The following is a 25,800-nucleotide window of genomic DNA, read 5'->3' as shown; positions in this document are numbered from 1 at the left end:
GTTATTCGAAACCTTTCGGACTTTGCAGATGCCAGCCGGTCACTTGCTGGTAGCGGTGGCCGATGTTCAGCAATTTGGCTTCGCTGAAGTAGTTGCCGATCACCTGCAAACCGACCGGCAAGCCGGCTATGAAACCGGCCGGCAGCGATAGTGCCGGTAGACCGGCCAGGTTGATCGCGATGGTGTAAATGTCTTCCAGATACATTTGGATAGGGTCGCTGGTTTTTTCGCCGATTTTGAACGCGGTGCCGGGGGTGACCGGACCCATCAACACGTCCACTTCGCTCAACGCGCGTTTGAAGTCGTCGCTGATCAGGCGGCGTACTTGCTGCGCCTTTAAATAATAAGCATCGTAGTAGCCGGCCGAGAGAGCGTAGGTACCCATCAAAATCCGCCGTTTGACTTCGGCACCGAAGGCTTCGCCGCGCGAACGGGTGTAGAGATCGGTCAGGTCGGCCGGATTCTGGCAGCGGTAACCGAAGCGTACGCCGTCGTAACGCGACAAGTTGGAGGAACATTCGGCCGAAGCGATGACGTAGTAGGCCGGAATTGCCAGTTCCAGATTCGGCATGTCCACTTCCTGCACCGTGGCGCCAAGTTTTTGGTACTCAGCAATAGCCGCCTGAATTGTCGCCGCCATTTGGCTGTCGAGCTGGCTGTTGAAAAACTGCTTCGGCAGGCCGATTTTCAAGCCTTGCAAGCTATCGTTTAGCGTGGCGCTGTAGTCCGGTACCGGTTGATCGACGCTGGTCGAGTCTTTGGGATCGAAACCGGCCATGGCCTGCAACAGCAAGGCCGCGTCTTCTGCGCTGCGCGCCATCGGTCCTCCCTGGTCCAGGCTGGAGGCGTAGGCGATCATGCCGTAGCGCGACACCCGGCCGTAGGTCGGTTTCAGGCCGGTGATGCCGCACAAGGCTGCCGGCTGGCGGATCGAGCCGCCGGTGTCGGTGCCGGTCACTGCCGGTGCCAAGCGCGCGGCGACCGCGACCGCCGAGCCGCCCGACGAGCCGCCGGGCACGCAATCGGTGTTCCAGGGGTTACGGGCCGGGCCGTAGAAACTGGTTTCGTTGGACGAACCCATCGCGAATTCGTCCATGTTTAATTTGCCCAGGCATACGGCGCCGGCTTGGTTGAATTTGTCGACCACCGTGGCGTCGTAAGGCGCGATAAAGTTGTCCAGCATTTTCGAGCCGCAACTGGTTTTAATGCCCAGAGTGCAGAAAATGTCTTTTTGGGCGATAGGGATTCCGGTCAAGGCCGTTGCGTTGCCGGCCGCCAAGCGTTGATCGGCGGCCTGGGCTTGTTGTAAAGCCGTTTCCGCGCTAACGGTGACGAAGGCGTTTAAATTGCGATGTTGATCGATCCGCGCCAGGAAGGTTTGCGTCAGCTCCACGCTGGAAAATTGCTTGCCGCGCAGGCCGGCGGCCAGCTCGCTTAAACTGTTGTTGTGCATGGGGCGTCCTTACTCGATGACTTTGGGTGCCAGATACAATCCGGCTTCGGTTTGCGGGGCGATTGCCTGGAAATGCTCGCGTTGGTTGGATTCGGTTACTTGGTCGGCACGCAGGCGTTGGGTTTGGTCCAGCGGATGCGCCATCGGCGCGATGCCGGAGGTATCGAGTTGGCCCATTCGGGTCATCAGGTCCAGGATTCCGGACAGGTCTTTTGCATAGTGTTCGACGTCTTGTTCGGCAATGCCCAACCTAGCCAGGTGAGCGATTTTTTTAACGTCATTCGCCGTTAAGGACATTCTTCTAACTCCAGGTTTTCTTAGTAAAACTATGATACTTTATATCTTGCTCAAATACCCGCTTGATTGATAAAGTAGCGGGATTTTCCGTGTGCGCTTAGGGTACTGCTCAAAATGTTTAAAAGAATTCGTGGCCTGTTTTCCAACGATTTGTCAATCGATTTGGGTACGGCAAATACGCTGATTTATGTTCCGGGCCAGGGCATCGTACTCAATGAACCTTCCGTCGTCGCAATCAAGGAAGACAAAATTCGCGGCCAGAAAACCATCGCCGCAATCGGCGCCGACGCCAAAAACATGCTGGGCCGCACACCCGGCAACATCACCGCCATTCGGCCGCTGAAAGACGGCGTGATCGCCGACTTTGCCGTGACCGAGCGCATGCTGCGGTTTTTTATCAAAAAAGTACACGAAAACAAATTGCTGCGGCCCAGCCCGCGCATCCTGATCTGCGTACCTTGCGGCTCGACCCAGGTCGAGCGGCGGGCGATCCGCGAGTCGGCGGCGATGGCCGGCGCCCGCGAAGTGTACCTGATCGAAGAGCCGATGTCGGCTGCGGTAGGGGCAGGCTTGCCGGTCGATGCGGCGCACGGTTCCATGGTGCTGGACATCGGCGGCGGCACCTCTGAGGTGGCGGTGATTTCCTTGAACGGTATCGTTTATTCCGCGTCGGTGCGGATCGGCGGCGACCGTTTCGACGAATCGATTATCAGCTATGTGCGCCGCAACTACGGTACCTTGATCGGCGAAGCCACCGCCGAGAAAATCAAACACGAAATCGGTGCCGCCTATCCCGGTAGCGAAGTGCGGGAGATGCAGGTCACCGGTCGCAATCTGGCCGAGGGCGTGCCGCGCAGCTTTTCGCTGAACAGCAACGAAATTCTGGAAGCGCTGCAGGAGCCGTTATCCGGCATCGTCAGCGCGGTCAAGGTGGCATTGGAGCAGACCCCGCCCGAACTCGGCGCCGACGTTGCCAGCCGCGGCATTGTGTTGACCGGCGGCGGCGCACTGTTAAAAGACATAGACCGCTTGATTTCCGAAGAAACCGGCCTGCCGGTGTATATTGCCGACGACCCGTTGACCTGCGTCGCCCGCGGCGGCGGAATGGTACTGGAAATGCTCGACGCCAAAGGCGCCTCGGCCTTTTCTTTGGAATAAAATCCGCCACAATTCTCTCCGGGACCGGTGGGGAAATCCTAGTCCCAGCCGTCTTAACCAAATAGGCTTGTATCTAGCCCGGCAGTGTACCGCAGACTGGGTCGGTCCACGCCCGCACGCGTTGGCGGCGATTTTGATCGTTGCGTTTAGACATTAGAGGTTTGCCATCAAACTCTTATTCGCCAAAGGTCCTTCGCTTAACACCCGTTTATTGGTAGCGTTGCTGGTTTCCGTTTCGATGCTGGTAGTCGATTACCGCAGCGAGCGGCTGAGCCGCTTGCGGTCGCTGCTGTCCGTGCTGACCTATCCGTTGCAAGCGCTGGCTTCGTTGCCAGTCGATTTGTCCCATTCCTTTTCCGACACTGTTATTTCGTTCGTCGAGCTGCAAAAAGAGAACCGCCGCCTGAAGGAGCAGCAATTCGTCAACGATGCCAAATTATTGAAACTGGCGGCGCTGGAGAAGGAGAACACCCGGCTGCGCATGCTGTTGGAAAACTCGTTTCAACTCGGCGAGCAAGTGCTGGTTGCCGAATTGGTTTCGGTCAAACTGGCGCCTTACGAGCATACCGTCGTCGTCAACAAAGGCACCCGGTTCGGCGTTCACCCCGAACAGCCGGTGCTGGATGCCAACGGTATCGTCGGCCAAGTGGTCCGGGCCTTGCCGTCCAGCTCGGAGGTAATGTTGATCACTGACCCCGACCACGCCATCCCGGTCCAAGTCAACCGCAACGGCCTGCGTACCATTGCGTTCGGGACCGGCCAACCCAACCGCTTGCATTTGCCGTTTCTGGCGAATAACGCTGACGTCGTGCCGGGCGACTTGCTGGTCACATCGGGTTTGGGCGGCGTGTTCCCGGCCGGTTATCCGGTGGCGGTGGTCGACAAGTTCGAAGCCCGGCCGGACAAATCCTTCGCCAACATTTATGCCACGCCGAAAGCGGATCTGGAAAAAAGCCGGGAATTTTTGATCGTCTGGAGTCATTCGACGCCGGTAGTGTTGGGCGAGCCGGGCAAGCCGGCGGCGGACGTTTCGGATACGCGGGAAAGTGCCAATGGCGCGCCTTGATGTGTTGGCCGGTTCCTATTTCGCCGTGACCGTTGCCGCGGCGATGGTGTTGCGGGTGATGTCCTTGTTTCCGGCGATGGACATATTCAACCCCGATTGGGTGGTGCTGGTATTGATTTACTGGGCCATCGCCCTGCCTGAGCGCTTCGGCGTATTTTCCGCCTGGGCGGTAGGGCTATTGGCCGACGTGCTGACCGGCCGCTTGTTGGGCCAATATGCGCTGATCTATGCGTTGATCTGTTATTTCAGTATCAACGAGCATCGCCGCCTGCGCCAATTTCCGATCGTGCAGCAGTGCCTGTGGGTGTTTTTCTGTTTGTTGGGTTCGCAATGCGTGGTTTTCGGTTTGGAAAGCATGCGCGCCGGCAACCGTTTGCCGCTGGAGTTTTGGTATCCGGTGCTGAGCGGCACTCTGGCGTGGCCGCTGGTGTTTGTGGTGCTGCGCTATATCCGGGTCATGGCGCGCATCGTCTGATCGGGCATGGATAGAAAATTCGCGATCAAGGACCCGTTGGCGGAAAGCCGCCTGTTTTTGAGCCGCATCGTCGCGGCTTTTATTTTGATATTGTTCCTGATCGTCGGCTTGGTGGTGCGCCTGGTTTACCTGCAAGTGGTAGGCCACGAGCATTACGCCACGCTGTCCAAAGACAACCGCATCAAAATTTCGCCGCTGCCGCCGACCCGCGGCGTCATTTACGACCGCAAAGGCCGGATGTTGGCGGAGAACGTGCCGACTTACAGCCTGGAATTGATCCCGGAACAGATCGCCGACCTGGACGATACGCTGAAGCGTTTGCAGCAGTTGCTGAATATCTCCGAGGAAAAAATCGATGCCTTCCAAAAGTTGCGTAAGCGCAATAAATCCTTTACCACGACGCCGTTACTGCAAAATCTGACCGACGAGGACGTTGCCAAATTTGCTGTGGTGCGGCCGTATTTTCCCGGCGTCGACGTCTACGCCCGCCTGGTGCGGCATTACCCTTACGCCGATCTGGCCGCCCACGTCGTCGGCTACGTCGGCAGAATCAGCGAGGACGAGCTGAAAAAGTTGCCGCTGGAACAGTACCGCGGCACCGACCAGATCGGCAAAATCGGCATCGAGAAATATTACGAAAGCCATTTGCTGGGAACGGCCGGTTACGAGGAAATCGAAACCAACGCCCAGTCCCGAGCCTTGCGTACCGTGTCGACGGTGGAGCCGGTAGCCGGCTCCAACATTTATTTGACGCTGGATATCGATCTGCAAAAAATCGCCTACGACGCGCTGCACGAATACAACGGCGCGGCAGTGGCGATCGAAATCAAGACCGGCGGGGTATTGGTCTTCGCCAGCCGGCCCGGCTTCGACCCGAATCCGTTCGTCTCCGGTATTTCGGCCAAGGATTACAAGGCGTTGAAGGATTCCGAAGACCAGCCCTTGTATAACCGGGCCTTGCGCGGCCTGTATCCGCCGGGATCGACGATGAAACCGTTTTATGCCTTGGCCGGCCTGGAGTACGGCGTGATCGATTACGGCCACCGCCTGTTTTGCCCCGGCTATTACAAATTGCCCAACGTCGACCACAAATACCGGGATTGGAAGAAATGGGGACACGGCATGGTCGACATGAACGAAGCGATCACCGAGTCCTGCGACGTGTACTTTTACGATCTGGCGATGGCTTTGGGCATCGACAAGATGTCCGGCTTCATGCATAAATTCGGCTTCGGCGAGAAAAGCGGTATCGATCTAGTCGGAGAGGTCGACGGCTTGATGCCGTCCAAGGAATGGAAGCGGCGTTACCGCAACCAGGTCTGGTTTCCCGGCGAGACGGTGATTACCGGGATAGGCCAAGGCTACACCCAGGTGACCCCGCTGCAATTGGCGCGCGCCACCGCGACGCTGGCCAATTACGGCAAAGTGGTCAACCCGCACCTGGTGCAGGAAATCATCACGCCGGATTACGCCGCGCCGCCCGAACTGCGTATCGTCCCCGACATTCCGTTGAAACCGGCCAATGTCGACAACATCCTCCGCTCCATGACCAACGTGGTTCACAGCCCGCGCGGCACCGCGAAATTGATCGCAAAAAATATCAATTACCAGATCGCCGGCAAAACCGGAACCGCACAGGTGTTCACGGTCAAGCAGGAGGAAAAATACAACGAGGATGCGGTCGACTTCAAAATGCGCGACCATGCCTTGTTTATCGCCTTGGCGCCGGTGCACGACCCGCAGATTGCCGTCGCGGTGATCGCCGAGCATGGCGGCCACGGCGGTTCCGTGGCCGCGCCTATCGCCGCCGAAATCATCGACGCTTACCTTAACCAAACCAAGGACGCTGCGCCATGAGACACGAAATGCGCAACGAACAATTTCAAACGCCGTCGCTGCTTGGCAACCTGCTGCGCAAATTGCATATCGATATTCCGCTATTCATCGGTTTGTTGATGATTTTGGTACTGAGTTTCGTGATCTTGTACAGCGCCGGCGGCCAGGAAGTGGCAATGCTGGTACGCCATGCCAGCCGTGCCGGGTTGGCGATCGGCTTGATGACGGTATTGGCGCACATCAATCCGCGCCGGTTTCAGACTTTTTCCGTCGCTTTGTTTTCGGTGTGCGTGTTGTTGCTGATCGCCGTTGCAGTAATCGGTCAGATCAGCATGGGTGCCCAGCGCTGGCTGGATTTGGGTTTTTTTAGGTTTCAACCGTCCGAGTTCACCAAAATCAGTGCGCCGATGATGGTGGCCTGGTATCTGGCCGAACATTCGCTGCCGCCCAAACCCAAGCATGTCATGATCGCTGCCGGGTTGCTGCTGGTGCCGGTGCTGTTGATCGCCAAACAGCCGGATTTGGGCACGGCATTGCTGGTGGCCAGTTCGGGGGCGGCCGTGTTGTTTTTTGCCGGACTGTCGTGGTGGTTTATGCTGAGCGCGGTAGTCGGGCTGGCGGCGTCGACGCCGATTCTGTGGCACTTTATGCGCGAATACCAACGCAATCGGGTGTTGACCTTGTTCAATCCGGAGGCCGATCCGATGGGCACCGGTTACCACATCATTCAATCCAAAATTGCGATCGGCTCCGGCGGTATCAACGGCAAAGGCTGGCTGGGCAGTACCCAGGCCGAATTGGATTTTCTGCCGGAGAGTTCCACCGATTTCATCTTCGCGGTATTTGCCGAGGAGTTCGGCCTGTTCGGCTGCGTCGGCCTGCTGCTGTTGTATTTACTGGTGATCAGCCGCTGTTTTTACATCGCGGTGCAAGCTCAGGATACCTATTGCCGCTTGCTGGCCGGCAGCCTGTCGTTCACGTTTTTCGTCTATGTGTTCGTCAACATCGGCATGGTGATCGGCATTTTGCCGGTGGTCGGCGTGCCGCTGCCGCTGGTCAGTTACGGCGGCACGTCGATGGTGACATTGATGGCCGGTTTCGGTATTTTGATGTCGATCCATACCCACCGGAAGTTGTTGCCGGTATAACGCCCGCCCGGTCGGTGGCCGGGCCATTTTTATCCAACTTTGACATGACTATGAAAACCAAATTCGCGGTTCTGCTGTTGTCGCTGATCGGCATCGGCCCGGTTGCCGCCGAAATCGCGCCGACCGACTCTTTTAACGCTTTCGTCAAACAGATGGCCAAGCAACACCGTTTCAACGAAGCGGAATTGCGCAGTCTGTTCAAAGCCGTCAACATCCAGCAGCCGATTCTGGATGCGATGTCCAAGCCGGCCGAGGGTAAGCCCTGGTTTCAGTACCGCGAAATCTTCATGACCGAAGCCCGCATCGCCGGCGGCGTGCAATTCTGGAAAGACAACGCCGCCACCTTGCAGGCGGTGGAGCGCCAGTACGGCGTGCCGGCCGAAATCATCGTCGCCATCATCGGCGTCGAAACCAAATACGGCGCACATACCGGCAAATACCGGGTCATCGACGCGTTGGCCACGCTCGGCTTCGCCTATCCGCCGCGCAGCGAGTTTTTTCTGAAGGAGCTGGAACAATTCCTGGTGCTGGCGCGGGAAGAGCACATGGACCCGTTGCAACCGATGGGTTCCTATGCCGGGGCGATGGGATTCCCGCAATTCATGCCCAGCAGTTTCCGCAGCTTTGCCAAGGATTTCGACGGCGACGGCAAACGCGATATCTGGAGCAATCCGGCCGACGCCATCGCCAGCGTTGCCAATTATTTCGTGCGCAACCAGTGGCAGCCCGGTGCGCCGGTGGCTTTTCCGGTCTCGGCCAAGGGCGAATCGTATCGGCAGGCTCTGAGCAAAGGCGTCAAACCCGATGTCAGCGTGGCCGAACTGCGCCAGTTACAGGTCGAATTGCCGCCGCACTTGGCCGGCGCCGAAAAGGCCAAGCTGCTTAGCTACCAGCAGCAAACCGGCGAGGACTTGTGGATCGGTCTGCATAACTTTTACGTGATTACCCGCTACAACCACAGTCCGCTGTACGCGATGGCGGTATACCAACTGAGCCAGGCCATCGCCGCACGCAAGACGTAATCTGCTGGGCAGCTAACCGGGTCGGGGTGGATTATTCGGCTCGCGAGCTACCGAATTTGCGGCTATGGACTACTCTTAGCCGAAACTTTTTCGGCGGCCGCCCGTTCCGGCCTCGGCCAGCAACGTCTTTATGCAATTCGATTCATTTTTATTTCTGATTTTCTGGCTAGTAGTTCTGGCCTTGTATTACTCGATCCCGGATTGGCGCAGCCGCAAGCTGATGCTGTTGATCGCCAGTTATTTGTTTTACGCGGCCTGGAACCCGCCGTTCGTTGTGTTGCTGTGGATTTCGACCAATGTCGATTTTTGTCTGGGCAAACTGATCGGCGCGGCGCAGAATCAGCCGCGGCGTAAGGCGTTATTGGCGCTAAGCCTGTTGGTTAATCTGGGTTTTCTGGGGTTTTTTAAATATGCCGATTTCCTGAACCAGACCGCTGCCGAAATCTTGGCGTGGTTCGGAATAGGCTACCAGCCGCAACCTTTAGGTATCGTATTGCCGATCGGCATATCGTTTTATACCTTTCAAAGCCTGTCCTACACCCTGGACGTTTACCAACGCAAAATCGCCGCGGAAACCAGCTTGCTCGACTTCTCGTTGTTCGTGACATTTTTTCCGCAGTTGGTGGCCGGCCCTATCGTCAGGGCGCCGCAATTCCTACCGCAATGCAAGACGCCGCGGCAAACCGCAGCCGACCATTTCGTCTGGGGCTTGACCTTGTTTTTGTTTGGCGTGTTCGCCAAGGCCATACTGGCCGATGTCGGTTTGGCGCCGGTCGTGGACCGAGTTTATGCCGATCCCGCAGCCTTCGCTGCGGCGGATGCCTGGTTGGCGGTGTTGGCATTTTCCGGGCAGATATTTTTCGATTTTGCCGGCTATTCGCTGTGTGCCATCGGTGCGGCGATGACCTTGGGCTTCAGCCTGCCCGACAATTTCCATTGCCCCTACGGCGCTTTGGGCTTTTCCGATTTCTGGCGGCGCTGGCATATTTCGCTGTCGAGTTGGCTGCGCGATTACCTTTACTTCAGTCTGGGCGGTAACCGCGTCCGCCCATTGCGGACCGTTTTCAATTTAGTGTTGGTCATGGTTCTGGGCGGCTTGTGGCACGGCGCTGCCTGGACTTTTGCCTTATGGGGCATCATCCATGGCGGGTTGTTGGCGGTGGAACACGGCGTCAAGCACGCCGCCGGTTTCCGCCCTGAAAGTTCTGCCGCCAGGCTGGCGCTGATGTTGGCGACATTTTTGTTGGTGTCGTTAACCTGGATGCCGTTTCGGGCTCAGGGCTTCGAAAACCTGGCGGCGATGGCGGCCGCGTTGGTGCGTAGCGATGGTGCCGCTGTGCTGGACCAGTCCAGCCGCATCGCGGTGGCCGGTATCGTATCGGCGATGTTGGTATGGCACATTCTGGCCCGGGAAATTCGGCTGGAGCAGTTGTTCGAACGATTTTCGCCCATGGTCCGCGGCTCGGTGATTGCCGGGTTGACGATTTCCGTCGTGCTATTTTCCAACGGTGACAGCCGTGCCTTCATTTATTTCCAATTCTAGCGATAGGTTGCCGAATCCCGCCGCTAAGCGCGCGTTTGTCTTCGGTTTGTTGGCGGCCGTTGTGCTGTTGGCTGTGGTCGAACTCAGGCTGCGGCAAATCGGCTTTCGGCCGACGGTGCAGGACAGCAAAGAGCTCTGGGCGGCGCAACGCGGCAGAGCGGCTTTGTTGGGTAAGCAGGCCTTGATTTTGGTCGGCGACTCCAGGATGCAATTAGGCATGGATTTGGACGTATTGGCTGCCGAGACCGGACTGGCGCCGGTGCAATTGGCGATAGACGGGTCGGAGTTTTTACCGGTACTGGCCGATATGGCGCAGGATCCGGCAATCACCGGCAAATTGTTGGTGTCCGGCGACGTTTGGAAACTGGCCGCGGACCGGCCGCACGACCGCGGCGAAGAATGGGTGGCATTTTACCACCGCAAATACAAGGATCTGGTTTCGGCCAAATTGGAAACCCTGTTGAAAAGCCAGGTGCAACAGCAGTTGGCGTTGTACGGTGGCGGAATTCCGCCGCAGGTATTGTTCACGCGGCTGACCTCTCCCGGCATGGTCCGGCTGTTTTATTTGACGACCTATGCCAACCGCGAGCGCGACGCCGACTACGAATTGGTGCAACAGCCGGCTTTTTATATCAACCGGGTGTTGCGTAGTTTGGGCCAGCCGCTCGACATGAACGGGATCGATAGCCGGGAGAAGTTCGAGCAAGCCGTCGGCGAAAAACTCAGGCAGTCGGCCGCCGTGCAATTTAGCGCCGACCAATTCGCTTATACCAATAGTCTTGGCAGGCAAATCCAGAATAAAGGAGCTCAACTGGCTTTTATCAATTTCCCATCCACAGCCTTGGTCAGAACCATAGAGGAATACCGTTATCCCAGAGCGACCGGCTGGGACGTGTTTGCGGCGAATAGTCCGGCGCTTACCGTCAATTGTTGGGACTATCCGGAATTCGGTTTCGAATTGCCGGACGGCGCGCATCTGGATCGGCGCGACAAAGCCGAATTCACCCGGCGCTTGGTGGCGAAGCTGAAAGCCGCCGGTTTCTTCGACTAGGCTGCGGCGGTTGCCGGCGGATCGGCGCTTAGGAAATGTAATTGAACAGCGACAGGTTTTGTACTTTGGTGAATGCGTGTTGCGCGGCCTGCAACGCGATCTGTTGCTGGTTGAATTTGCTCAGCGCCTCGGCATAGTCCAGGTCGCCGATGTCCGACGCGGTGGCTTTATTGTCCAGAATATAGTCGGCATTCAGGTTTTCCTGATCGTCCAACGCGTTCAGGCGGGCGCCGGCTGAGGCGCGAACGTTGTCGAAGCGGACCATCGCCCGGTCCAGGTCGTCGAGCGAAAGCTTATTCGGCGTGTTGCTCTTTAAATCGCTGGATAATTGTGCGACTGCCTGCAACACGTTGTCGATGGACCCGGCGCTAAGCGGCGCCAATTGGATAGTGCCGAATACCGCCTCGCCCGGATCGCCGTCGGTGACCAGCCGGTTGGGGCCGATCGCGATTTGGCGTTGGTTGGCGTCGCCCTGGTAGGCGTAATCCGGCGTGTCGGTGAAGGCCGGCCGGTCGCTGGCGTAGCCGGAAAACAAATACTCGCCGTTTGCGTTTTTGGTGTTGGCGATGCTGAGCAATTGTTTGTTCAGCTCGTCGACTTCCATCGCGATTTGCTGACGGTTGGTTTGGGTGTTGGTGTCGTTCAGCGCTTGTACTGTCAGTTCGCGGATCCGGTGCAGCACATCGGTAGCGTTGGCCAAATTGCTCTCTTCCAGCCCCAACCGTTGCCGCGCCGCACCGATGTTGGTTTGATACTGTTGGTTTTCCTTAATGTTTTGCTCGAAATTGAGCATGCTGGTCGCCGCCACGGCGTTTTCGGCCGGGTTCAGGTACTTTTTGCCGGACGACAGCTTCAATTGGGTTTCGTTGAGCTTGGATTGCTGGTCCAGCATCGCTGTCAGGCCCAACTGATGGTTCCAGGATGTTGAAATACGCATGATAATCTCCTAGCGAAAGGCCCCGATCAGGGTATCGAACATGGCATTGGCCACCGATACCGCTTTAGCGGCCGCCTGATACGAATTTTGAAATTTGATCAGATTGGCGGCTTCCTCGTCCAAATTTACCCCGGAAATATTTTCCTTGGCGCTGGTGGCTTGTTTCAGCAAGGTATCCTGGGCGTCGCGGCTGACCGACGCCGCATGGGTTTCCGAACCGACATCCGCCACCAACTGGCCATAGACTTGGGTAAAACTGGCTTTGCTGCCCAGCATGCTGGTTTTGGTTTCCAGCTCGGCCAGTTTCAGCGCGTTACTGTTGTCGCCCGGCAAATCGGCGGCGCTGGCCGCGGCAATTTGTTTCGGGTTAGTGATCGCACTGTTCAATTTAATGTTCGCCGCGGCGTTGAAACTGGGGCTGATGGTAAAGCTGTTGCCTATGGTCAATGTGCCGCTGAAACTGATGTTAAAGCCGTTGGCCGCCGCCACTGCCGGTGCCGGATCGCTCAAATCGGCAGCGCTCAGCGGCGTATAGGCGGTGTTGTCGCTCAGATTGGTCAGCGTGAACAGGTCGGGCGCGGTACTGATTACTTCAAGTTTGTAGGATGCGCCCAAATTGGCCGCCGAGGTCGGTGCGACGAAGCTGGCCACGGCGCCGGCGTTATTGCCCGGAGGGCCTTTTACTTGCACGCTCGGTGCGCCCAGCTCGAAGAAATCCACGCCGGTGGCGGCGGGCGGGCCGCTGAGATCGTAGCCGTTGCGGTGGATGTTGTTGAATTCGGTGGCGATGCCGGTTGCCAGCAGCCCCAACTGTTGTTGCGCCGGGTCCAGAACCTGGTCGCGGAAGCGCAGGTTGCCGTAGATGCTGCCGCCGGAGATTTGGTTGGAAATGTCCTGGCCGTTCAATACCAATTGTTTTTGGTCGGCATTCAGCGCGTCGCCTTGCAACGAAAGTTCGGCGGCGTAATTGCCCAGCACCAGCGATTGGCCCTTGCCGATAAAGACGTTGATCGAGCCGTCGCTTTGGGCGACATAGCTGACGTCGACTTTCTCGGCGATTTTGGTCAGCAACTGGTCGCGTTGGTCCAGCAGTTCGTTGGGCAACTGTTTGCCGGTGGAGCGGCCGATGTCGGCGACGATTTTGACGTTAAGTTCGGCAATCGATTTGGCGTAACCGTTGACCTCGTCGACCGCGCTGGCCAGATTGGTGTTGACTTGGGTGCGCAGGTTGCCGAAGCGCTGGTTCATGGTGTTGAACTGCTGGGTCAGCGACTCGGCCTGGGTCAGCATCACTTGCCGCGCGGCGATCGAAGTCGGATCGTTGGACACGTCGTCCACCGCATTGAAAAAGCTTTTCAAGGCCGGTGCCAGGCCGGTGGCGTTGTCGGCGGTGATATTGTCGATTTGGGCGGACAACTTATAAAAACTGTTGACGTCGTTGAATGTGGCGGCGCTGGTGCGGACCTGGTTGGTGATGAATTGGTCGTAACTGCGGGTGATGTTGGCCACTTCCACGCCGTTACCCATGTAGCCGGCGCCGTTGAATTGCTCGGGCCGGGTGGCGAGTTCCACCCGTTGCCGGCTGTAGCCGTCGGTATTGGCGTTGGCGATGTTGTTGCTGGTGGTTTCCAGCGAGCGTTGGAACGCGGTCAAACCGGAAAGTGCGGTGCCCAAGATGCCCATCGACATGATCGCCTCCTAGCCTGCGTCGCGCAGTGCCGCCGCTTCGGCGGCGTTCTGGTTGTGGTAGATGCTCATCACTTTGTCGGCGTAGCGCGGATCGGTCGCATAGCCGGCTTGTTGCAGCTCGCGGATATATTGGCCGGCGTTGCCGGCTTTTTTCAGGGCCTCGCTGTAGCGCGGGTTGTTCTTGATGAAATTCACGTAATCGTCGAAGCTTTGTTTATACGAGCCGTAAGCGCGGAAGCCGGCCATTTCCTTCCTGGCGCTGGAGCCGTCGAATTCCAGCGTCAACGCTTTGGCTTGCTTGCCTTGCCAGGATTTGTCGGCTTTGATGTTAAACAGGTTGAAACTGTTCTCGCCGTGGCCGTTTTTAATCACGGCTTGGCCCCAGCCGGTTTCCAATGCCGCTTGTGCCAGCAGCAGATTGGGATCGACGCCCAGGGCTTGGGCCGCCTCGAGGGCGTGCGGGCGCAATTGGCTGATGAACTCTTCTTTGCTCGATAAGGTTTCCGTGCCGGCGCTTGCTGCGGCCTGCAAGTCGTCTTCCAGATGTTGCCAGCGGTCGGCCATCGCATTCTGGCTGCGCTCCAGCATGGCCAGACTGCGTTCCAGGCTGTCCAGGCCCGAATTTTCCAGCGGTTCGCCGTCGCTCGCGCCGGCCCCGGCAATGGTCTGGTGGCGGTCGGGTTGCGACGCGCTGCCGGTGCCGGCGGCCCGGTTCAACACTTCGTTGGTGGCCAGCTTCGGATCTTTTTCGTCTTCTTCCGCAGCTTTGGGCGACAGTTGTTTGGCGATCAAGTCGGCGAAGCCGATCCCCGGCTTGCCGGCCAGGTGCATGGCCATTTGCTGGTCGTACATGTCGCGGTAAAACTGGCTTTGCTGGCTGTCGAGTATGCCGTCGGCCAGTTTGGCCTCGCGCATGCTCTTCATCATCATGCTTAGAAACAAGGATTCGAATTGCTTGGCGACTTCCTTGACGGCGGCGGGCGATTGTTCGCGGGCGCTTTGTTTCAGTTTCGCCAGATGATTGAAGTCGGTGTATACCGCGGCGCTGTCTACGTTCAACATAACGAATCCCCCCTAAACCGGTTTAAAACGACGTGCCGGTTAGCGTTAAATCACAATCAATTCGGCGCGTAGCGCACCGGCCGATCTCAGAGCTTCCAGAATGGCCACCAAATCGCTGGGGCCGGCACCGACGCCGTTGACGGCCTGTACGATTTCGTCCAACGACACGCCGGGATTGAACACGAACATGTGGTTCTTATCTTCCTTGACCTCGACGTTGGATTGCGGGGTCACCACGGTACTGCCGCCGGACAACGGGTTGGGCTGGCTGACTTGCGGATTTTCGCTGATCGTCACCGTCAAGCTGCCGTGCGATACCGCGGCCGGCTGCACCCGCACCTTGCTGTTAATGATCACGGTGCCGGTACGCGAGTTGACGATCACTTTGGCCGGCGCATCGTCCGGCGCTAGTTCGATGTTTTCTATTACCGAGGCGAAGCCGACCCGTTGCGCAGGGTTGACCGGGGCGCGGACGCTGACCGAGGTGGCGTCTATGGTTTGCGCGGTATCGGCGCCCAAGGTTTTGTTGATCGAATCGGCCATGCGCTGGGCGGTGGTAAAGTCGGCCGTGTTCAAATTGAACACCATATCCGGGCTTTGGTCGAACGAGGTCGGTACGATACGCTCGACCGTCGCCCCGCTGGGGATTCGGCCGACCAGCGGGTTGTTGACCGTAACCTTGGAACCGTCCTGGCCGCCGGCACTGAGGCCGCCCACCACCAGATTGCCTTGCGCCACGGCATAGACGTTGCCGTCGGCGCCACGCAACGGGCTCATCAATAACGAACCGCCGCGCAGGCTTTTGGCGTCGCCCATCGACGATACGGTGACGTCGATTTTTTGGCCGGGCTTGGCGAAGGCCGGCAGGTCGGCGTGGACGCTGACCAAAGCCACGTTTTTCGATTTCGGATCGATATCCGGCGGCAAAGTCATGCCGAGTTTGCCCATCATGCTGCGTAGGCTTTGCCCGGTGAACTTGGTTTTGTCGCCGCTTTTGTCCAGGCCGGTCACCAGGCCGTAGCCGACCAGTTGGTTGCTGCGCACGCCGGCAATCGAGGCGATGTCTTTGATGCGTTCGGCTTGCGCCTGGCCGGCGCCGAGCAGCAGAAGCAGAAAAATTAAGCGTTTCATGGCGTTTCTCCTGGGCGGCCGGATCAGAACGGGAAGATCGGGCTGGACAAAATTCGGGTAATCCAGCCGGGCTTGCTGCTGTCGGCTAGTGCGCCGTCGCCGGTATACATGATGGTGGCGTCGGCTACCTTGCTGGACGGAATCGTGTTGGCGACGTTGATATCGATCGGCCTGACGATGCCGGACAGGCGGATGTACTCACTGCCGTCGTTCAGCGTCACCCGTTTCTCGCCGCGTACCCGCAGATTGCCGTTGGGCAGCAAATCGACCACCGTGACGCTGATGCCGCCGGTCAAACGGTTGCTTTGCCGGGAGTCGCCTTTGCCCTCGGTCGAGCGGTCCATGCTGTAATCCAGCGAAGTTGCAAGGTCGTGGCCAAGCAGGGCGGAACTGGCCAGACCGAAGATGGTCGGCGCGCTGCCGCTGGCCTGGATATCGCTGTTCTTGCTGGCTTTGGAATTGGCTTGCTTGGTGGCGTTGGTGTTTTCGTCGAAGGTTACCGTCAAAATATCGCCGACCCGGCGTGCGGCGTGGTCTTCGAACAAGCGCATGTCGTAACCGGCCTGATAGATGGCGCCATTGTTTTGTTGCGGCGGGCGCAGGTCGGCAGGTTGTACCGGCGCAAAGTCCGGGTCGCGTTTCGGCAGCGTGTCGCAACCGGTCAGTATGGCTAGCGTTGCCGCCAGCAGCAAAAATTTGCCGCCGGTTTGCCGCTGGATCTGAGTTGGGTTTTTCATGGCCTTGGTCCTGAATTAGAGTTGTTGCGTGACGAAGGACAACATCTGGTCGGTGGTGGAGATGGCTTTCGAGTTCATTTCGTAAGCGCGCTGGGTTTCGATCATATTGACCAGCTCTTCGACGACGTTGACGTTGGAAGTCTCCAGCGAGCCTTGGATCATCTGGCCCAGTTCGTTTTCGCCGGGATTGCCGATAATCGGCGCACCGCTGGCGACGGTTTCGCGGAACAGGTTGTCGCCTATCGGTTCCAGGCCGGCGGTGTTGACGAAATCGGCGATCTGGATCTGGCCGATCTGGTTGGCCGCGGCGGCGCCGGGCTGGGTTACGGAAACCGTGCCGTCCTGGCCTATCGTGATGCTGAGAGCGTCCTGCGGGATGGTGATGGCCGGCTCCAGCAGCATGCCGTTGGAGGTCACCAACTGGCCGGTGGAATCCATCTTGAACGAACCGTCGCGGGTGTAATTGATGTCGCCGTTGGGCTGCAGGATTTGGATGAAACCGCGGCCGCTGATGGCGATGTCCAGCGAGTTGCCGGTCTGCAAGATATTGCCCTGGGTATGGATTTTCTCGGTGGCGACGGTCCGTACGCCGGTGCCGAGCTGGAGGCCGGTCGGTAACTGGGTGTTCTGGGTGGATTGGGCGCCGGCCTGACGGATGTTTTGGTACATCAGGTCGGCGAATATCGGTCTGGCTTTCTTGAAACCGGTGGTGTTGACGTTGGCCAGGTTATTGGAAATAACCGCCATGCGGGTTTGTTGGGCGTCCAATCCGGACTTTGCGACCCATAATGCTCGTTCTGTCATGACAGCCTCCTGATCTGACGATTTTTTGTCTTATCAGGAGTAAAGCAGGTTTTATGCCACTTGCATTAACTTGGCGGCGGCGGCGGCGTTTTCGTCTATATCTTTCATGACCTTAGATTGCATATCGAAGCTTCTGGACAGCTCGATCATTTCCACCATGGCTGCCATGGCGTTGACGTTGCTGGATTCCAGCGAGCCTTGGATCAAGGTAACGTTGGCATCGGCCGGCAACACGCCGCCTTGTTTCGGGTGCATCAGGCCGTCTTCCAATTTTTCCAGATTGGCCGGGTCGGCGCTGACCAGTTTGATCCGATCCACCAGCACGGTGTTGGTGGCGTTGACGCCTTGCGGCACGATGCTTATGGTGCCGTCCTTGCCGATTTCCACCTTCTGCGCCGGCGGTACCGCGATCGGTTGGCCGGCTTCGCCCAGCACCGACAGGCCGGCGCCGGTTTGCAGCAGGCCCTCCGGCGTCAGCCGCAAGTCGCCGGCCCGGGTGTAGGCTTCCTTGCCGTCTTTACCGGTCACGGCGATCCAGCCCTGGCCTTCGACCGCGACATCGAGTTCGCGCCCGGTATGGTAGATCGAACCGTTCGACAGATCGGTGCCGGGGCGTTCCGTCATCGAATACACCCGCGACGGGTAACCCGGACCGAAGCTGGGCATGGCCCGGAACTGCTCGAAGTCGGACTTGAAGCCGGTGGTCTGGGCGTTCGCCAGATTATTGGCATTGGCCGATTGCGCCATCAGCGTTTGTTTGGCGCCGTTCATCGCAATGTAAAGGCTACGGTCCATGAGCGGCCTCCTTCAATTAACGAATCTGCAAGATGGTTTGCATGATGCTGTTTTCGGTGGTGATGGTCTGGGCGTTGGCCTGGTAATGCTGTTGGGCGACGATCAGATTCACCAATTGCGCCGATAAGTCGACGTTGGAGCTTTCCAGCGCGCCGGCCTGAATCGCACCGAAATTGTTGGCGCCGGCCTGGCCCGGAATCGGTTCGCCGGAATTGGCGCTTTGGCCCCAAGAGGTGTCGCCCAGTTTCGCCAGGCCGTTATTGTTGGCGAAACGGGTTAAAGCCACTTTACCCATGGTTTGCGAGCCGCCGTTACTGAAGCGGGCGAAGATCACGCCTTCGTCGTCGATGTCGATGCCGGTCAGGCGTCCGGCCGGCAAACCGTTCTGCGTCATGCCGTTGACGCTGAATTTTTGCTGGACCTGGGTGGTGCCGAAAAAATTGATCGTGTCGATTTCGACATCGGCGGCGCCGGTCGGCGGCGTGATGACATAGCTGGACAAGCCGAATTTGCCGTCTACCGGGTCGGTCAATTTGCCGCCGGAGTCGAAGGTCAGTTTGGCCGATTCCGGCGTGGTGCCGCCCAGGGTGCCGGAAGTCACCGGCACCGCCGTACGGGTATTGGGGGTGGCCGGTTCGCTCATGTAGTGGTAGACCAGCCATTCGGAAGTGCCGGGGTTCGGGGCGGTAGCCGGATCGAGTTTGACGAAGTAGGTGGTCAGAATATGCGGCGAGCCCAAGGTGTCGTAAACCGTAGTCGAGGTCTGCGAGTTATAGGTATTGCTGTCGGTCGGGTCGAACGGCAGCGTACTGGGCGTGAAGTCGTCCTGGGCGTCCAGGTTCAATTGCATGTTGACGGTATCGGTCGCCGACGGCAAGCCGGTCAGGGTATTGATCTGCACCGGCGTGGTGACGCCGGTACTGAAACCGTCCTCGACTTTCGTGGTATTGGGCCGGTAGACCAGCAGTGCCTTGCCTTGGTTGTTGACCAGATAGCCTTCTTTGTTCAGTTTGAATTCGCCGGCCCGGGTGTAGGACAGGTCGTTGGTTTCGGTCGGGCTTTTCGCCAGCGTAAAGAAGCCTTCGCCGCTGATTGCCAAATCCAGGTTGTTGTCGGTGAATTGCAAATTGCCCTGGTTGAATTGCTGGGCGACGTTGGCGACTTTGACGCCGGCGCCGGGGGTGATGCTGCTGACCCCGCCCAGACTGGCGGCATAAACGTCGGCGAATTCGGAACGCGATTTTTTGAAGCCGACGGTGTTGGCATTGGCGATATTGTTGCCGGTCACGGCCAGATTGTTGGATGCGGCGTTCAGGCCGCTGAGTGCTGTGGTAAAGGGCATGTCGATTTCTCCTACAGTATCTGTTTGATTTGGCTGAATTTAACCGGACCCAGGCCGTCCAGGTTGACTTGCATGCTGCTATTGCTGCTGCCCATCGTCACGCTTTTGACCAGCGACTGGATGTTGGTAGCCAATACGGTATTGACGCCGTCGATTTTGGCGGCGGCTTCGATTTTGTAGACGCCGGGGTCGGCCAGATTGCCGTTGCCGTCTTTGCCGTCCCAGGTAAAAGTCGTGGTGCCGGCCGACTGGGCGCCTTTGTCTATGGTTCTGATCGTCGAGCCGGTTTCCGGATCGATGATTTTCACGGTGACTTCCGGCGAGCTGCTCGGTAATTCGAAATCGCCGGAGACGCTGCCGCCGGCGCCCAGCAGCGCTTCGGTGGATGGCGCCGACACCCGGCGGCCGACCAGACCGGAGGCTTGCAGCGCCTGGTTCGAACTGATCGAACCGGCGAAATCCTTGAACGACGCCTGCAAATCCTGGATGCCGGATACGGTGCTGAATTGGGCCATTTGGCCCAGAAATTCGCCGTTGTCCATCGGTTTCAAAGGGTCCTGGTGGGTTAGCTGCGTGGTCAGCAGTTTCAGAAACTGATCCTGGCCTAGCGATTGTTTTTGGGTGCTGGCCGAAGCGGTGGCGGTCGTGGCCAAGCCCAGGCTGTTAAACGTGTCGATTGCGCTTGTGCTCATGGTTCACCTCAGCGGCCCATTTTCAGGGTTTGCAAAATCAGGTTTTTCGCGGTGTTCAACACCTCGACGTTGTTTTGGTAGGAACGCGATGCGGACATCATGTTGGCCATTTCCTCGACGGTGTTGACGTTGGGTTTATAGATGTAGCCGGTGGCGTCAGCCATGGGATGGTTAGGGTTGTATTCCATGATCGGCGGTGCCTGGTTTTCGACGACGCCCAGCACGTTGACGCCGCTGGCGGTGTTGTTCTTATCCATAATGTTCTTCAATTCGGCGGCAAATACCGGCTGCCGCGATTTGTAAACCTGGTCGATACTGCTGCTGACGCTGTTGGCGTTGGAAATATTGCTGGCCACCAGGTTCAGGCGCAGGTTCTCGGCGTTCATGCCGCTGCCGGCGACATCGAAGATGCGTAAAGAGCTCATGGTCATTCTCCTTTGATGGCGGTCATCAAACCTAGAAAGTCGTCGTTGATGAAGCGCAGGCTGGCTTCGTATTGCACGGCGTTTTCGGCGTATTTGGCTTGTTCGATGTGGGCTTCCACGGTATTGCCGTCCAGCGACGCGTGTTGCGGATTGCGGTACAGCAGGTCGGCGCCGAGCACGTGGTGTTGACTGGCCAAGTGTCCGCTCTGGCTGCGTTTTAATTCGCCGCCGCGGTCGGCCAGGGTTTGTTGAAATACGGCTTTGAAATCCAGGTCGCGCGCCTTGTAGTCGGGCGTGTCGGCATTGGCCAGATTGGACGCCAGAATTTCCCCGCGTTTTTCGCGAAGCGCCAGGGCTTGCGGGTGTATGCCCAAAGCGTTGTCGAAATTGATTGACATGGTTGCCACCTTACTGGTTTTTTAACTGAAAAAGCAGTAAGCGTGCCTGAAAAAAAAATTAGTTAATTTTCAGTTGTCTGGCTTTGAATGGGCTTGGTTTTGGCGTCAAAAACCGGTGTGGGGCGGTGGGCGGCAAAAACTTGCCGGTTGCCGAATCCGTCAAGAATTCGGCGGCGTTAGCTGGGTTTGCGGAAATAATTGGTGAGTCCGGAACGGACCATTTCGTAGGCGCCGATGCCGGGAGGCATGGCTTCGGTACTGCTCAGGAACAGATAGCCGCCCGGTTCCAGGCTGTCGGCCATCCGGGTCAGGATGTCGCGTTTGATGGCGTCGGAGAAATAAATCAACACGTTGCGGCAAAAAATAACGTCGAACCGGCCCAAGGCGGCGAAGGATTTCAACAAATTGAATTGTTGAAACCGGACCTGGCGCGTGACTTCTTCGTTTAGTTGGTAGCCGTCGTAACTTTTCTGGAAGTATTTGGCTTTGGTCGCTTCGTCTATGCCGCGCGATAACGCGGCGTCGGAATAGCAGGCGCGCTTGGCCTCTTCGAGGATAGCCTCGGAAATGTCGGTGCCGATAATTTGCAACGCCCGGTTCTTGCCGCTGGCGCGTAGGGCGTCCAAGCCGCAGATGCTGATGGAGTAGGGTTCCTGGCCGGAAGAGCAGGCGGCGGACCAAATCCGGATGCTGCCGTTTCTTTGTGCCAGCACTTGCGGTAACACGTTGTCGCGCAGTTCGGAAAACTGGCGTTCGTCGCGAAACCAGAAGGTTTCGTTGGTGGTCATCGCGTCGATCACGGCGCTTTTCAACTTTTGCGCCGAGAACGCGTTGGATTGCAGGGCGGCGGCCAGATCGGCAAAGCCCGGCAGTTCGAATTTGGCCAGCAACGGTTGCAATCGGCTTTTAACCAGATACTGCTTGCTGTCGCCCAACTCGATGCCGCAGTTTTGGCTGAGGAATTGCTGAATGGCTTGGTAGTCGGCCGGCGACAGGTTGCCGGAGATGCCCAGGGATTTGTCGGTGCCGGCCGAATTCAACATGGAGGATACAAATTCCGCGCTACCCTGATCAGGCGTGGCCGGCGTGGTTGACTCTCAGCCGTTTTTGGATGGACTGCATCAGCGAGTCCGGATCGAACTTGGCTAAAAATTCGTTTGCGCCGACTTTTTGCACCATCGAGGTATTGAAGACGCCGCTCAACGATGTGTGCAGGATCAGGTAGATGTGTTTCATGTTCGGATCGGCTTTGATTTTGGTCGCTAGCGTGTAGCCGTCCATTCGCGGCATTTCCACGTCGGAAATGATCATCGAATAGCGTTGTTCGATTTTGGTCCCTTCCGCAACCAATGCGCATAAATGGTCCCAGGCTTCCTGGCCGTCTTTCAGCAGGGTGCACTCGATGCCGATTTGTTCGCAAACCCGCTTCACCTGGTTTCTGGCGACCGAAGAGTCGTCCACGACCAGGATATGGTCGTTTTGGCTCATCACGTTTTGATCTATGGTTTCCGCTGAAGCCTCCTCGCGGCCGCCGATCACCTCTTTCATGACTTTTTCCACGTCGATGACTTCGATCAGTTCGCCTTCGATTTCGGTTACCGCGGTCAGATAACTTTCCTTGCCGGTGCCTGTGGGCGGGGCTTTGACCTGTTCCCAACCGATATTAATGATCCGGTCCACCGAACCGACCAGAAAACCCTGGATGGAGCGGTTATATTCGGTGACGATGACGTAGCAACCCGAGTCTCGTTGCAGCGGGCGCATGCCGATCGCCATCGATAGGTCCAGCACCGGTATGGTTTTGCCGCGCAAGTGGGCTACGCCGCAAATCACGGAATGCGAGTTGGGGATTTGGGTCAGCGGGGGGCATTGAATGACTTCCTGGACCTTGAACACATTGATCCCGAATCGCTGGCGGCTGACCAATTTGAACAAAAGCAATTCGAATCGGTTGTGTCCTGCTAGCTTGGTTCGTTGATCTACCCCGTCTAAGACTCCGGCCATATAACCCCCTGAATAACGTTCGCTCAATTATAGCGGCATTACTTGGGTTTACTTGAAATTTGCTGGTACGTTTTATGCTGAAAGCTTAGGGCAAGTCAAAAAAATGGCGATTGAATATGAACAAACGAATGTTACCCGGAATTTTGATGTTGGCGTCGGGAATGGCGTTGGGCGGTGGATTCCAGTCCGCTCAGCAAATCCAGGATGCGATTAACCAATTCGTCCAGTCCGCGCTGGAAGCGGGGGGCAAATACGAAATCAACCTGGCGCAGCCGGATCCCCGTCTGCAATTGCCTAACTGCGAGCAAGCGCTGCAAGTGTTTGCCCAAACCGGGGAAATTAAGCCAGGCCGCAATACCGTCGGCGTCCGTTGTTACGGCGATAAGGGCTGGACCATATACAGCACGGTGTTGGTCAAGTCGTTTAAGGACGTGTTTGTATTGAACAAGTCGATGCTGCGCAACGACATTATTCGGCAAGAGCACTTGAATGTGGAGACCCGCGATGCCGGCATGCTGCCGCAGGGCTACGTTACCGATATCAGCGATGTGCTGGACAAGCAGGCCGCGCGGAATATTCCGGCAGGCAGCGTGTTGAATCGGCAACTAGTTACCGATCCGACGGTGGTTCGCCGCGGCGAACGGGTGAATATCGAATCCAGCAAAGCCGGAGTCGTGATCAGTGCGGTCGGGGCGGCGATGAGCGACGGCGCGAAGGGCCAGAAAATCAGCGTGCGGAACCTGTCTTCCAAGCGCGTGATTCAAGCCGTCGTGGTCAATGCCGGCCAAGTTTCGGTTAATTTTTAAAATTGGCGCTAAAGGAATTTACTATGATGCCGCTAAATGCTTCAGATAAAACTAACTTGGGAATTTCGCCATGGCTATCGAATCAATCACCGGCAAGCCTGTTACGACCTCAGTGCCCGCAAAACCTGGGGTTAAAGATGCGGCTGAGCCTAAACAACGGACCGAGAGCGGTGTCGTTACCGATACTGTCGAGATCACCGCCACCGCCCAGGATATTAAAACGGCGTCGGCCGCCGGCGCTGCAACGCCAGTGGTCAACGAAGACCGGGTGGCAGCGATAAAAGCGGCGATCCAGGCTGGCAGCTACCAAGTCAACGCTGAACGCGTGGCTGAGAAAATGCTGCAATTCGATAAACAGTTACCCGACAGTACATGACGTTATGATAGAAAAAACATATCCCATCACCGAAAAATTGCTCGCCAATGCGTTAAAGGCGGCACAAAGCCTGTTCGAGCTGTTAACCATCGAATCCGATAAGCTCAAGCAGAAAATCGACCCGGAGGCGATAGCCAATATCGCAGCCAACAAAAGAGAGTTGGTAGCCCAGCTCGAGCAATTTACCAAGCAACTGGGTCAAGTCTTGGCCACCGAACAGCTAAGCGTCGGTAACGAAGGCGTCACAAAATACCTTGCCAAAGCCGACGCCGCCGGCATCCGCGTCGAAGGTGTCCGGGGCAGTTGGGCCGGCCTCGCCAAGCTGTCAGAAAATTGCCGCGCGCTTAACGAACAAAACGGTGCGAGCATCGCGCTGTTGAGCCGACATACCCAGCGTTCTTTGCAAATATTACGCGGTAAATCCCCGCTGGCGGCCACCTACGGACCGGATGGCGTGACCCGTAACGAGCTGTTTTCGCATACCTTAATTTCAGTGTAGACTGGGCGCCGAACTAGTTTACGGGCCGCTTGACATGCTGAGCAAGCTGAAGCATTTTTTTTCCAAAGCGAACGTATCGGCGCCTGAAGCCGAAGACGATTTATTGGCGTTCGAAAATCCGAATTTCATCACCGACCCGGACAAAATCGCCCGGCTGCTCGGAGAAATCGAGAACAGCTCACCGTTATGCAGCATTCAAGTCGAAGGTTTCGCCGAAGATTTCAGCTCGTCCATCTTGAGCATCAAATTGGACAAAAACAGCATCATCCTGGACGAGTTGATGCCCAAACACGGCAACGACTTGTTGCTTCGCTCGCGGGCCTTGAAGTTATCGACCTTTCATAAAGGCATCCACTTGTCTTTTAATTTGACGGACATCGAGATTGGCCATTCCAGAGGCATCAATTACTACAAGGCGCCGCTGCCGGATCGGGTATTTTATCCGCAGCGCCGGCGCTCGCCGCGGCTGGAAATCAGTGCCATCGACATACCGTTCAGCGGTGTCGTGCAACGCACAGGGATATCGATTGGCGGTTATCTGTTCGATCTGTCCAGGGGCGGCGCCGGAGTTATTGTGCCGGTCAATAGAGCCCGGGTACAGCGCGGCGACGTAATCAAGAATTGCCAAATCAATTTCGACGATTACGTGATGGATTTCGATTTTGCCGTGCGCTTCGTCAAACCGGTTTCGGCAACCTCTCCCAAGGTGCAAATCGGCGGTTTCTTCGAAGGCCTGTCGGCGAGAAGCCAGTCCAAGCTGTCGTATTTCATCACGTCTTTGGAGCGGGTCGAGATTCGAAAACAGAAAGCCTAACTCGCTCGCTGTGTTAAAATCCGCCAGCTAAATTCACTCGGTCCCGGTAGCTCAGTAGGATAGAGCGGTCCCCTCCTAAGGGACAGGTCGTACGTTCGAATCGTATCCGGGACGCCATACAAATCAAAGTCTTAGGTTTTTTTGTTTTTTGGCTTGCCTGTCAATGTTGCAATTTTGTTGCAATTCAAAATAAAACGCCCCAAAAACAGGTAATAAAAAAGCCGGTATTACCCGGCAAGA

Annotated in this window: 27 protein-coding genes and 1 tRNA gene; 13 read left to right on the top strand and 15 right to left on the bottom strand. The window is 57.2% G+C overall.

Going from position 1 to position 25,800, the window contains the following annotated elements:
- Position 1: 1 nt before the first annotated feature.
- Entirely contained in the window at positions 2-1,453 is a 1,452-nt protein-coding gene (gatA, locus tag MKFW12EY_RS18700) for an Asp-tRNA(Asn)/Glu-tRNA(Gln) amidotransferase subunit GatA (protein ID WP_221053545.1), read from the bottom strand.
- Between the two features lie 9 nt (positions 1,454-1,462).
- Entirely contained in the window at positions 1,463-1,750 is a 288-nt protein-coding gene (gene gatC / locus MKFW12EY_RS18695; protein WP_054760565.1) for an Asp-tRNA(Asn)/Glu-tRNA(Gln) amidotransferase subunit GatC, read from the bottom strand.
- 114 nt (positions 1,751-1,864) lie between these two features.
- Between gatC and MKFW12EY_RS18690 the strand changes: the two genes are divergently transcribed.
- From MKFW12EY_RS18690 to MKFW12EY_RS18655, 8 genes are all read left to right on the top strand, one after another.
- Positions 1,865-2,908 (top strand): rod shape-determining protein, encoded by a 1,044-nt coding sequence (locus MKFW12EY_RS18690; protein WP_054760567.1) that lies wholly within the window; start codon positions 1,865-1,867, stop codon positions 2,906-2,908.
- 166 nt (positions 2,909-3,074) lie between these two features.
- A complete protein-coding gene (gene mreC / locus MKFW12EY_RS18685; protein ID WP_082409741.1) occupies positions 3,075-3,974 on the top strand; it encodes a rod shape-determining protein MreC in 900 nt (299 codons plus the stop codon).
- Positions 3,961-4,449 carry a rod shape-determining protein MreD gene (mreD, locus tag MKFW12EY_RS18680; RefSeq protein ID WP_054760570.1) on the top strand — a complete coding sequence of 163 codons (489 nt, stop codon included), beginning with the start codon at positions 3,961-3,963 and terminating at the stop codon, positions 4,447-4,449. The genes mreC and mreD overlap by 14 nt, the downstream gene beginning before the upstream one ends.
- A gap of 6 nt (positions 4,450-4,455) precedes the next feature.
- Entirely contained in the window at positions 4,456-6,306 is a 1,851-nt protein-coding gene (gene mrdA, locus MKFW12EY_RS18675) for a penicillin-binding protein 2 (protein WP_064022790.1), read from the top strand.
- On the top strand, positions 6,303-7,433 hold the full coding sequence (gene rodA, locus MKFW12EY_RS18670; protein WP_054760572.1) for a rod shape-determining protein RodA: 1,131 nt from the start codon (positions 6,303-6,305) through the stop codon (positions 7,431-7,433). The genes mrdA and rodA overlap by 4 nt, the downstream gene beginning before the upstream one ends.
- Before the next feature lie 50 nt (positions 7,434-7,483).
- Positions 7,484-8,455 (top strand): lytic murein transglycosylase B, encoded by a 972-nt coding sequence (gene mltB, locus MKFW12EY_RS18665; RefSeq protein ID WP_342394021.1) that lies wholly within the window; start codon positions 7,484-7,486, stop codon positions 8,453-8,455.
- Between the two features lie 130 nt (positions 8,456-8,585).
- The gene (locus MKFW12EY_RS18660; RefSeq protein ID WP_221053543.1) at positions 8,586-9,998 is read left to right on the top strand and encodes an MBOAT family O-acyltransferase; all 1,413 of its coding nucleotides are present in this window, start codon (positions 8,586-8,588) and stop codon (positions 9,996-9,998) included.
- A complete protein-coding gene (locus tag MKFW12EY_RS18655; protein WP_221053542.1) occupies positions 9,973-11,049 on the top strand; it encodes a hypothetical protein in 1,077 nt (358 codons plus the stop codon). The genes MKFW12EY_RS18660 and MKFW12EY_RS18655 overlap by 26 nt, the downstream gene beginning before the upstream one ends.
- A gap of 28 nt (positions 11,050-11,077) precedes the next feature.
- On the opposite strand, the gene flgL is transcribed toward MKFW12EY_RS18655, so the two are convergent.
- The 13 genes from flgL to MKFW12EY_RS18590 form a co-directional block, all read right to left on the bottom strand.
- On the bottom strand, positions 11,078-11,986 hold the full coding sequence (gene flgL / locus MKFW12EY_RS18650) for a flagellar hook-associated protein FlgL (protein ID WP_054760580.1): 909 nt from the start codon (positions 11,984-11,986) through the stop codon (positions 11,078-11,080).
- Positions 11,987-11,995: 9 nt separating this feature from the next.
- Positions 11,996-13,675 (bottom strand): flagellar hook-associated protein FlgK, encoded by a 1,680-nt coding sequence (gene flgK / locus MKFW12EY_RS18645; protein WP_054760582.1) that lies wholly within the window; start codon positions 13,673-13,675, stop codon positions 11,996-11,998.
- A 9-nt stretch (positions 13,676-13,684) separates the two neighbouring features.
- Positions 13,685-14,737, bottom strand: coding sequence for a flagellar assembly peptidoglycan hydrolase FlgJ (gene flgJ / locus MKFW12EY_RS18640; protein ID WP_054760584.1), 1,053 nt, complete (start codon positions 14,735-14,737; stop codon positions 13,685-13,687).
- Positions 14,738-14,782: 45 nt separating this feature from the next.
- Positions 14,783-15,868, bottom strand: coding sequence for a flagellar basal body P-ring protein FlgI (locus tag MKFW12EY_RS18635; protein ID WP_064022782.1), 1,086 nt, complete (start codon positions 15,866-15,868; stop codon positions 14,783-14,785).
- Between the two features lie 23 nt (positions 15,869-15,891).
- Positions 15,892-16,605 (bottom strand): flagellar basal body L-ring protein FlgH, encoded by a 714-nt coding sequence (gene flgH, locus MKFW12EY_RS18630; protein ID WP_221053541.1) that lies wholly within the window; start codon positions 16,603-16,605, stop codon positions 15,892-15,894.
- A gap of 15 nt (positions 16,606-16,620) precedes the next feature.
- Positions 16,621-17,409, bottom strand: a complete 789-nt coding sequence (gene flgG / locus MKFW12EY_RS18625) for a flagellar basal-body rod protein FlgG (RefSeq protein ID WP_054760586.1) — start codon at positions 17,407-17,409, stop codon at positions 16,621-16,623.
- A gap of 51 nt (positions 17,410-17,460) precedes the next feature.
- Positions 17,461-18,204 (bottom strand): flagellar basal-body rod protein FlgF, encoded by a 744-nt coding sequence (gene flgF, locus MKFW12EY_RS18620; RefSeq protein WP_064022781.1) that lies wholly within the window; start codon positions 18,202-18,204, stop codon positions 17,461-17,463.
- 16 nt (positions 18,205-18,220) lie between these two features.
- The gene (flgE, locus tag MKFW12EY_RS18615; protein ID WP_054760588.1) at positions 18,221-19,546 is read right to left on the bottom strand and encodes a flagellar hook protein FlgE; all 1,326 of its coding nucleotides are present in this window, start codon (positions 19,544-19,546) and stop codon (positions 18,221-18,223) included.
- Positions 19,547-19,557: 11 nt separating this feature from the next.
- Positions 19,558-20,238 (bottom strand): flagellar hook assembly protein FlgD, encoded by a 681-nt coding sequence (locus tag MKFW12EY_RS18610; RefSeq protein WP_054760591.1) that lies wholly within the window; start codon positions 20,236-20,238, stop codon positions 19,558-19,560.
- A gap of 8 nt (positions 20,239-20,246) precedes the next feature.
- Positions 20,247-20,663: a flagellar basal body rod protein FlgC gene (gene flgC, locus MKFW12EY_RS18605; RefSeq protein WP_064022779.1), complete on the bottom strand. Its 417-nt coding sequence runs from the start codon at positions 20,661-20,663 to the stop codon at positions 20,247-20,249.
- Between the two features lie 2 nt (positions 20,664-20,665).
- Positions 20,666-21,061 (bottom strand): flagellar basal body rod protein FlgB, encoded by a 396-nt coding sequence (gene flgB / locus MKFW12EY_RS18600; RefSeq protein ID WP_054760593.1) that lies wholly within the window; start codon positions 21,059-21,061, stop codon positions 20,666-20,668.
- Between the two features lie 176 nt (positions 21,062-21,237).
- The gene (locus MKFW12EY_RS18595; protein WP_054760595.1) at positions 21,238-22,104 is read right to left on the bottom strand and encodes a CheR family methyltransferase; all 867 of its coding nucleotides are present in this window, start codon (positions 22,102-22,104) and stop codon (positions 21,238-21,240) included.
- A 28-nt stretch (positions 22,105-22,132) separates the two neighbouring features.
- On the bottom strand, positions 22,133-22,996 hold the full coding sequence (locus MKFW12EY_RS18590; RefSeq protein ID WP_245006354.1) for a chemotaxis protein CheV: 864 nt from the start codon (positions 22,994-22,996) through the stop codon (positions 22,133-22,135).
- 185 nt (positions 22,997-23,181) lie between these two features.
- Here MKFW12EY_RS18590 and flgA point away from each other — a divergent pair, with 185 nt between their 5' ends.
- From flgA to MKFW12EY_RS18565, 5 genes are all read left to right on the top strand, one after another.
- Positions 23,182-23,871 (top strand): flagellar basal body P-ring formation chaperone FlgA, encoded by a 690-nt coding sequence (gene flgA / locus MKFW12EY_RS18585; protein WP_054760597.1) that lies wholly within the window; start codon positions 23,182-23,184, stop codon positions 23,869-23,871.
- 70 nt (positions 23,872-23,941) lie between these two features.
- Positions 23,942-24,247, top strand: coding sequence for a flagellar biosynthesis anti-sigma factor FlgM (flgM, locus tag MKFW12EY_RS18580; RefSeq protein WP_054760599.1), 306 nt, complete (start codon positions 23,942-23,944; stop codon positions 24,245-24,247).
- 4 nt (positions 24,248-24,251) lie between these two features.
- Positions 24,252-24,746 carry a flagella synthesis protein FlgN gene (locus tag MKFW12EY_RS18575; protein ID WP_054760600.1) on the top strand — a complete coding sequence of 165 codons (495 nt, stop codon included), beginning with the start codon at positions 24,252-24,254 and terminating at the stop codon, positions 24,744-24,746.
- 34 nt (positions 24,747-24,780) lie between these two features.
- Positions 24,781-25,560: a flagellar brake protein gene (locus MKFW12EY_RS18570; protein ID WP_054760602.1), complete on the top strand. Its 780-nt coding sequence runs from the start codon at positions 24,781-24,783 to the stop codon at positions 25,558-25,560.
- Positions 25,561-25,600: 40 nt separating this feature from the next.
- Positions 25,601-25,677 (top strand) — tRNA-Arg (locus tag MKFW12EY_RS18565).
- The last annotated feature ends 123 nt before the right edge of the window (positions 25,678-25,800 follow it).

It is taken from the genome of Methylomonas koyamae, assembly GCF_019669905.1.
Classification (GTDB): domain Bacteria; phylum Pseudomonadota; class Gammaproteobacteria; order Methylococcales; family Methylomonadaceae; genus Methylomonas; species Methylomonas koyamae.
The sequence above is the reverse complement of the archived record's forward strand: the minus strand, read 5'-3'. Positions and strand labels throughout refer to the sequence as shown.

What these genes read in the sequence shown, in the direction of transcription:
- gatA (WP_221053545.1), bottom strand. Translation starts at nt 1,453, where the DNA reads ATGCACAACAACAGTTTAAGCGAGCTGGCCGCCGGCCTGCGCGGCAAG.
- gatC (WP_054760565.1), bottom strand. Translation starts at nt 1,750, where the DNA reads ATGTCCTTAACGGCGAATGACGTTAAAAAAATCGCTCACCTGGCTAGG.
- MKFW12EY_RS18690 (WP_054760567.1), top strand. Translation starts at nt 1,865, where the DNA reads ATGTTTAAAAGAATTCGTGGCCTGTTTTCCAACGATTTGTCAATCGAT.
- mreD (WP_054760570.1), top strand. Translation starts at nt 3,961, where the DNA reads ATGGCGCGCCTTGATGTGTTGGCCGGTTCCTATTTCGCCGTGACCGTT.
- mrdA (WP_064022790.1), top strand. Translation starts at nt 4,456, where the DNA reads ATGGATAGAAAATTCGCGATCAAGGACCCGTTGGCGGAAAGCCGCCTG.
- rodA (WP_054760572.1), top strand. Translation starts at nt 6,303, where the DNA reads ATGAGACACGAAATGCGCAACGAACAATTTCAAACGCCGTCGCTGCTT.
- mltB (WP_342394021.1), top strand. Translation starts at nt 7,484, where the DNA reads ATGAAAACCAAATTCGCGGTTCTGCTGTTGTCGCTGATCGGCATCGGC.
- MKFW12EY_RS18660 (WP_221053543.1), top strand. Translation starts at nt 8,586, where the DNA reads ATGCAATTCGATTCATTTTTATTTCTGATTTTCTGGCTAGTAGTTCTG.
- flgL (WP_054760580.1), bottom strand. Translation starts at nt 11,986, where the DNA reads ATGCGTATTTCAACATCCTGGAACCATCAGTTGGGCCTGACAGCGATG.
- flgK (WP_054760582.1), bottom strand. Translation starts at nt 13,675, where the DNA reads ATGTCGATGGGCATCTTGGGCACCGCACTTTCCGGTTTGACCGCGTTC.
- flgJ (WP_054760584.1), bottom strand. Translation starts at nt 14,737, where the DNA reads ATGTTGAACGTAGACAGCGCCGCGGTATACACCGACTTCAATCATCTG.
- MKFW12EY_RS18635 (WP_064022782.1), bottom strand. Translation starts at nt 15,868, where the DNA reads ATGAAACGCTTAATTTTTCTGCTTCTGCTGCTCGGCGCCGGCCAGGCG.
- flgH (WP_221053541.1), bottom strand. Translation starts at nt 16,605, where the DNA reads ATGAAAAACCCAACTCAGATCCAGCGGCAAACCGGCGGCAAATTTTTG.
- flgG (WP_054760586.1), bottom strand. Translation starts at nt 17,409, where the DNA reads ATGACAGAACGAGCATTATGGGTCGCAAAGTCCGGATTGGACGCCCAA.
- flgF (WP_064022781.1), bottom strand. Translation starts at nt 18,204, where the DNA reads ATGGACCGTAGCCTTTACATTGCGATGAACGGCGCCAAACAAACGCTG.
- flgE (WP_054760588.1), bottom strand. Translation starts at nt 19,546, where the DNA reads ATGCCCTTTACCACAGCACTCAGCGGCCTGAACGCCGCATCCAACAAT.
- MKFW12EY_RS18610 (WP_054760591.1), bottom strand. Translation starts at nt 20,238, where the DNA reads ATGAGCACAAGCGCAATCGACACGTTTAACAGCCTGGGCTTGGCCACG.
- flgC (WP_064022779.1), bottom strand. Translation starts at nt 20,663, where the DNA reads ATGAGCTCTTTACGCATCTTCGATGTCGCCGGCAGCGGCATGAACGCC.
- flgB (WP_054760593.1), bottom strand. Translation starts at nt 21,061, where the DNA reads ATGTCAATCAATTTCGACAACGCTTTGGGCATACACCCGCAAGCCCTG.
- MKFW12EY_RS18595 (WP_054760595.1), bottom strand. Translation starts at nt 22,104, where the DNA reads ATGTTGAATTCGGCCGGCACCGACAAATCCCTGGGCATCTCCGGCAAC.
- flgA (WP_054760597.1), top strand. Translation starts at nt 23,182, where the DNA reads ATGAACAAACGAATGTTACCCGGAATTTTGATGTTGGCGTCGGGAATG.
- flgM (WP_054760599.1), top strand. Translation starts at nt 23,942, where the DNA reads ATGGCTATCGAATCAATCACCGGCAAGCCTGTTACGACCTCAGTGCCC.
- MKFW12EY_RS18575 (WP_054760600.1), top strand. Translation starts at nt 24,252, where the DNA reads ATGATAGAAAAAACATATCCCATCACCGAAAAATTGCTCGCCAATGCG.
- MKFW12EY_RS18570 (WP_054760602.1), top strand. Translation starts at nt 24,781, where the DNA reads ATGCTGAGCAAGCTGAAGCATTTTTTTTCCAAAGCGAACGTATCGGCG.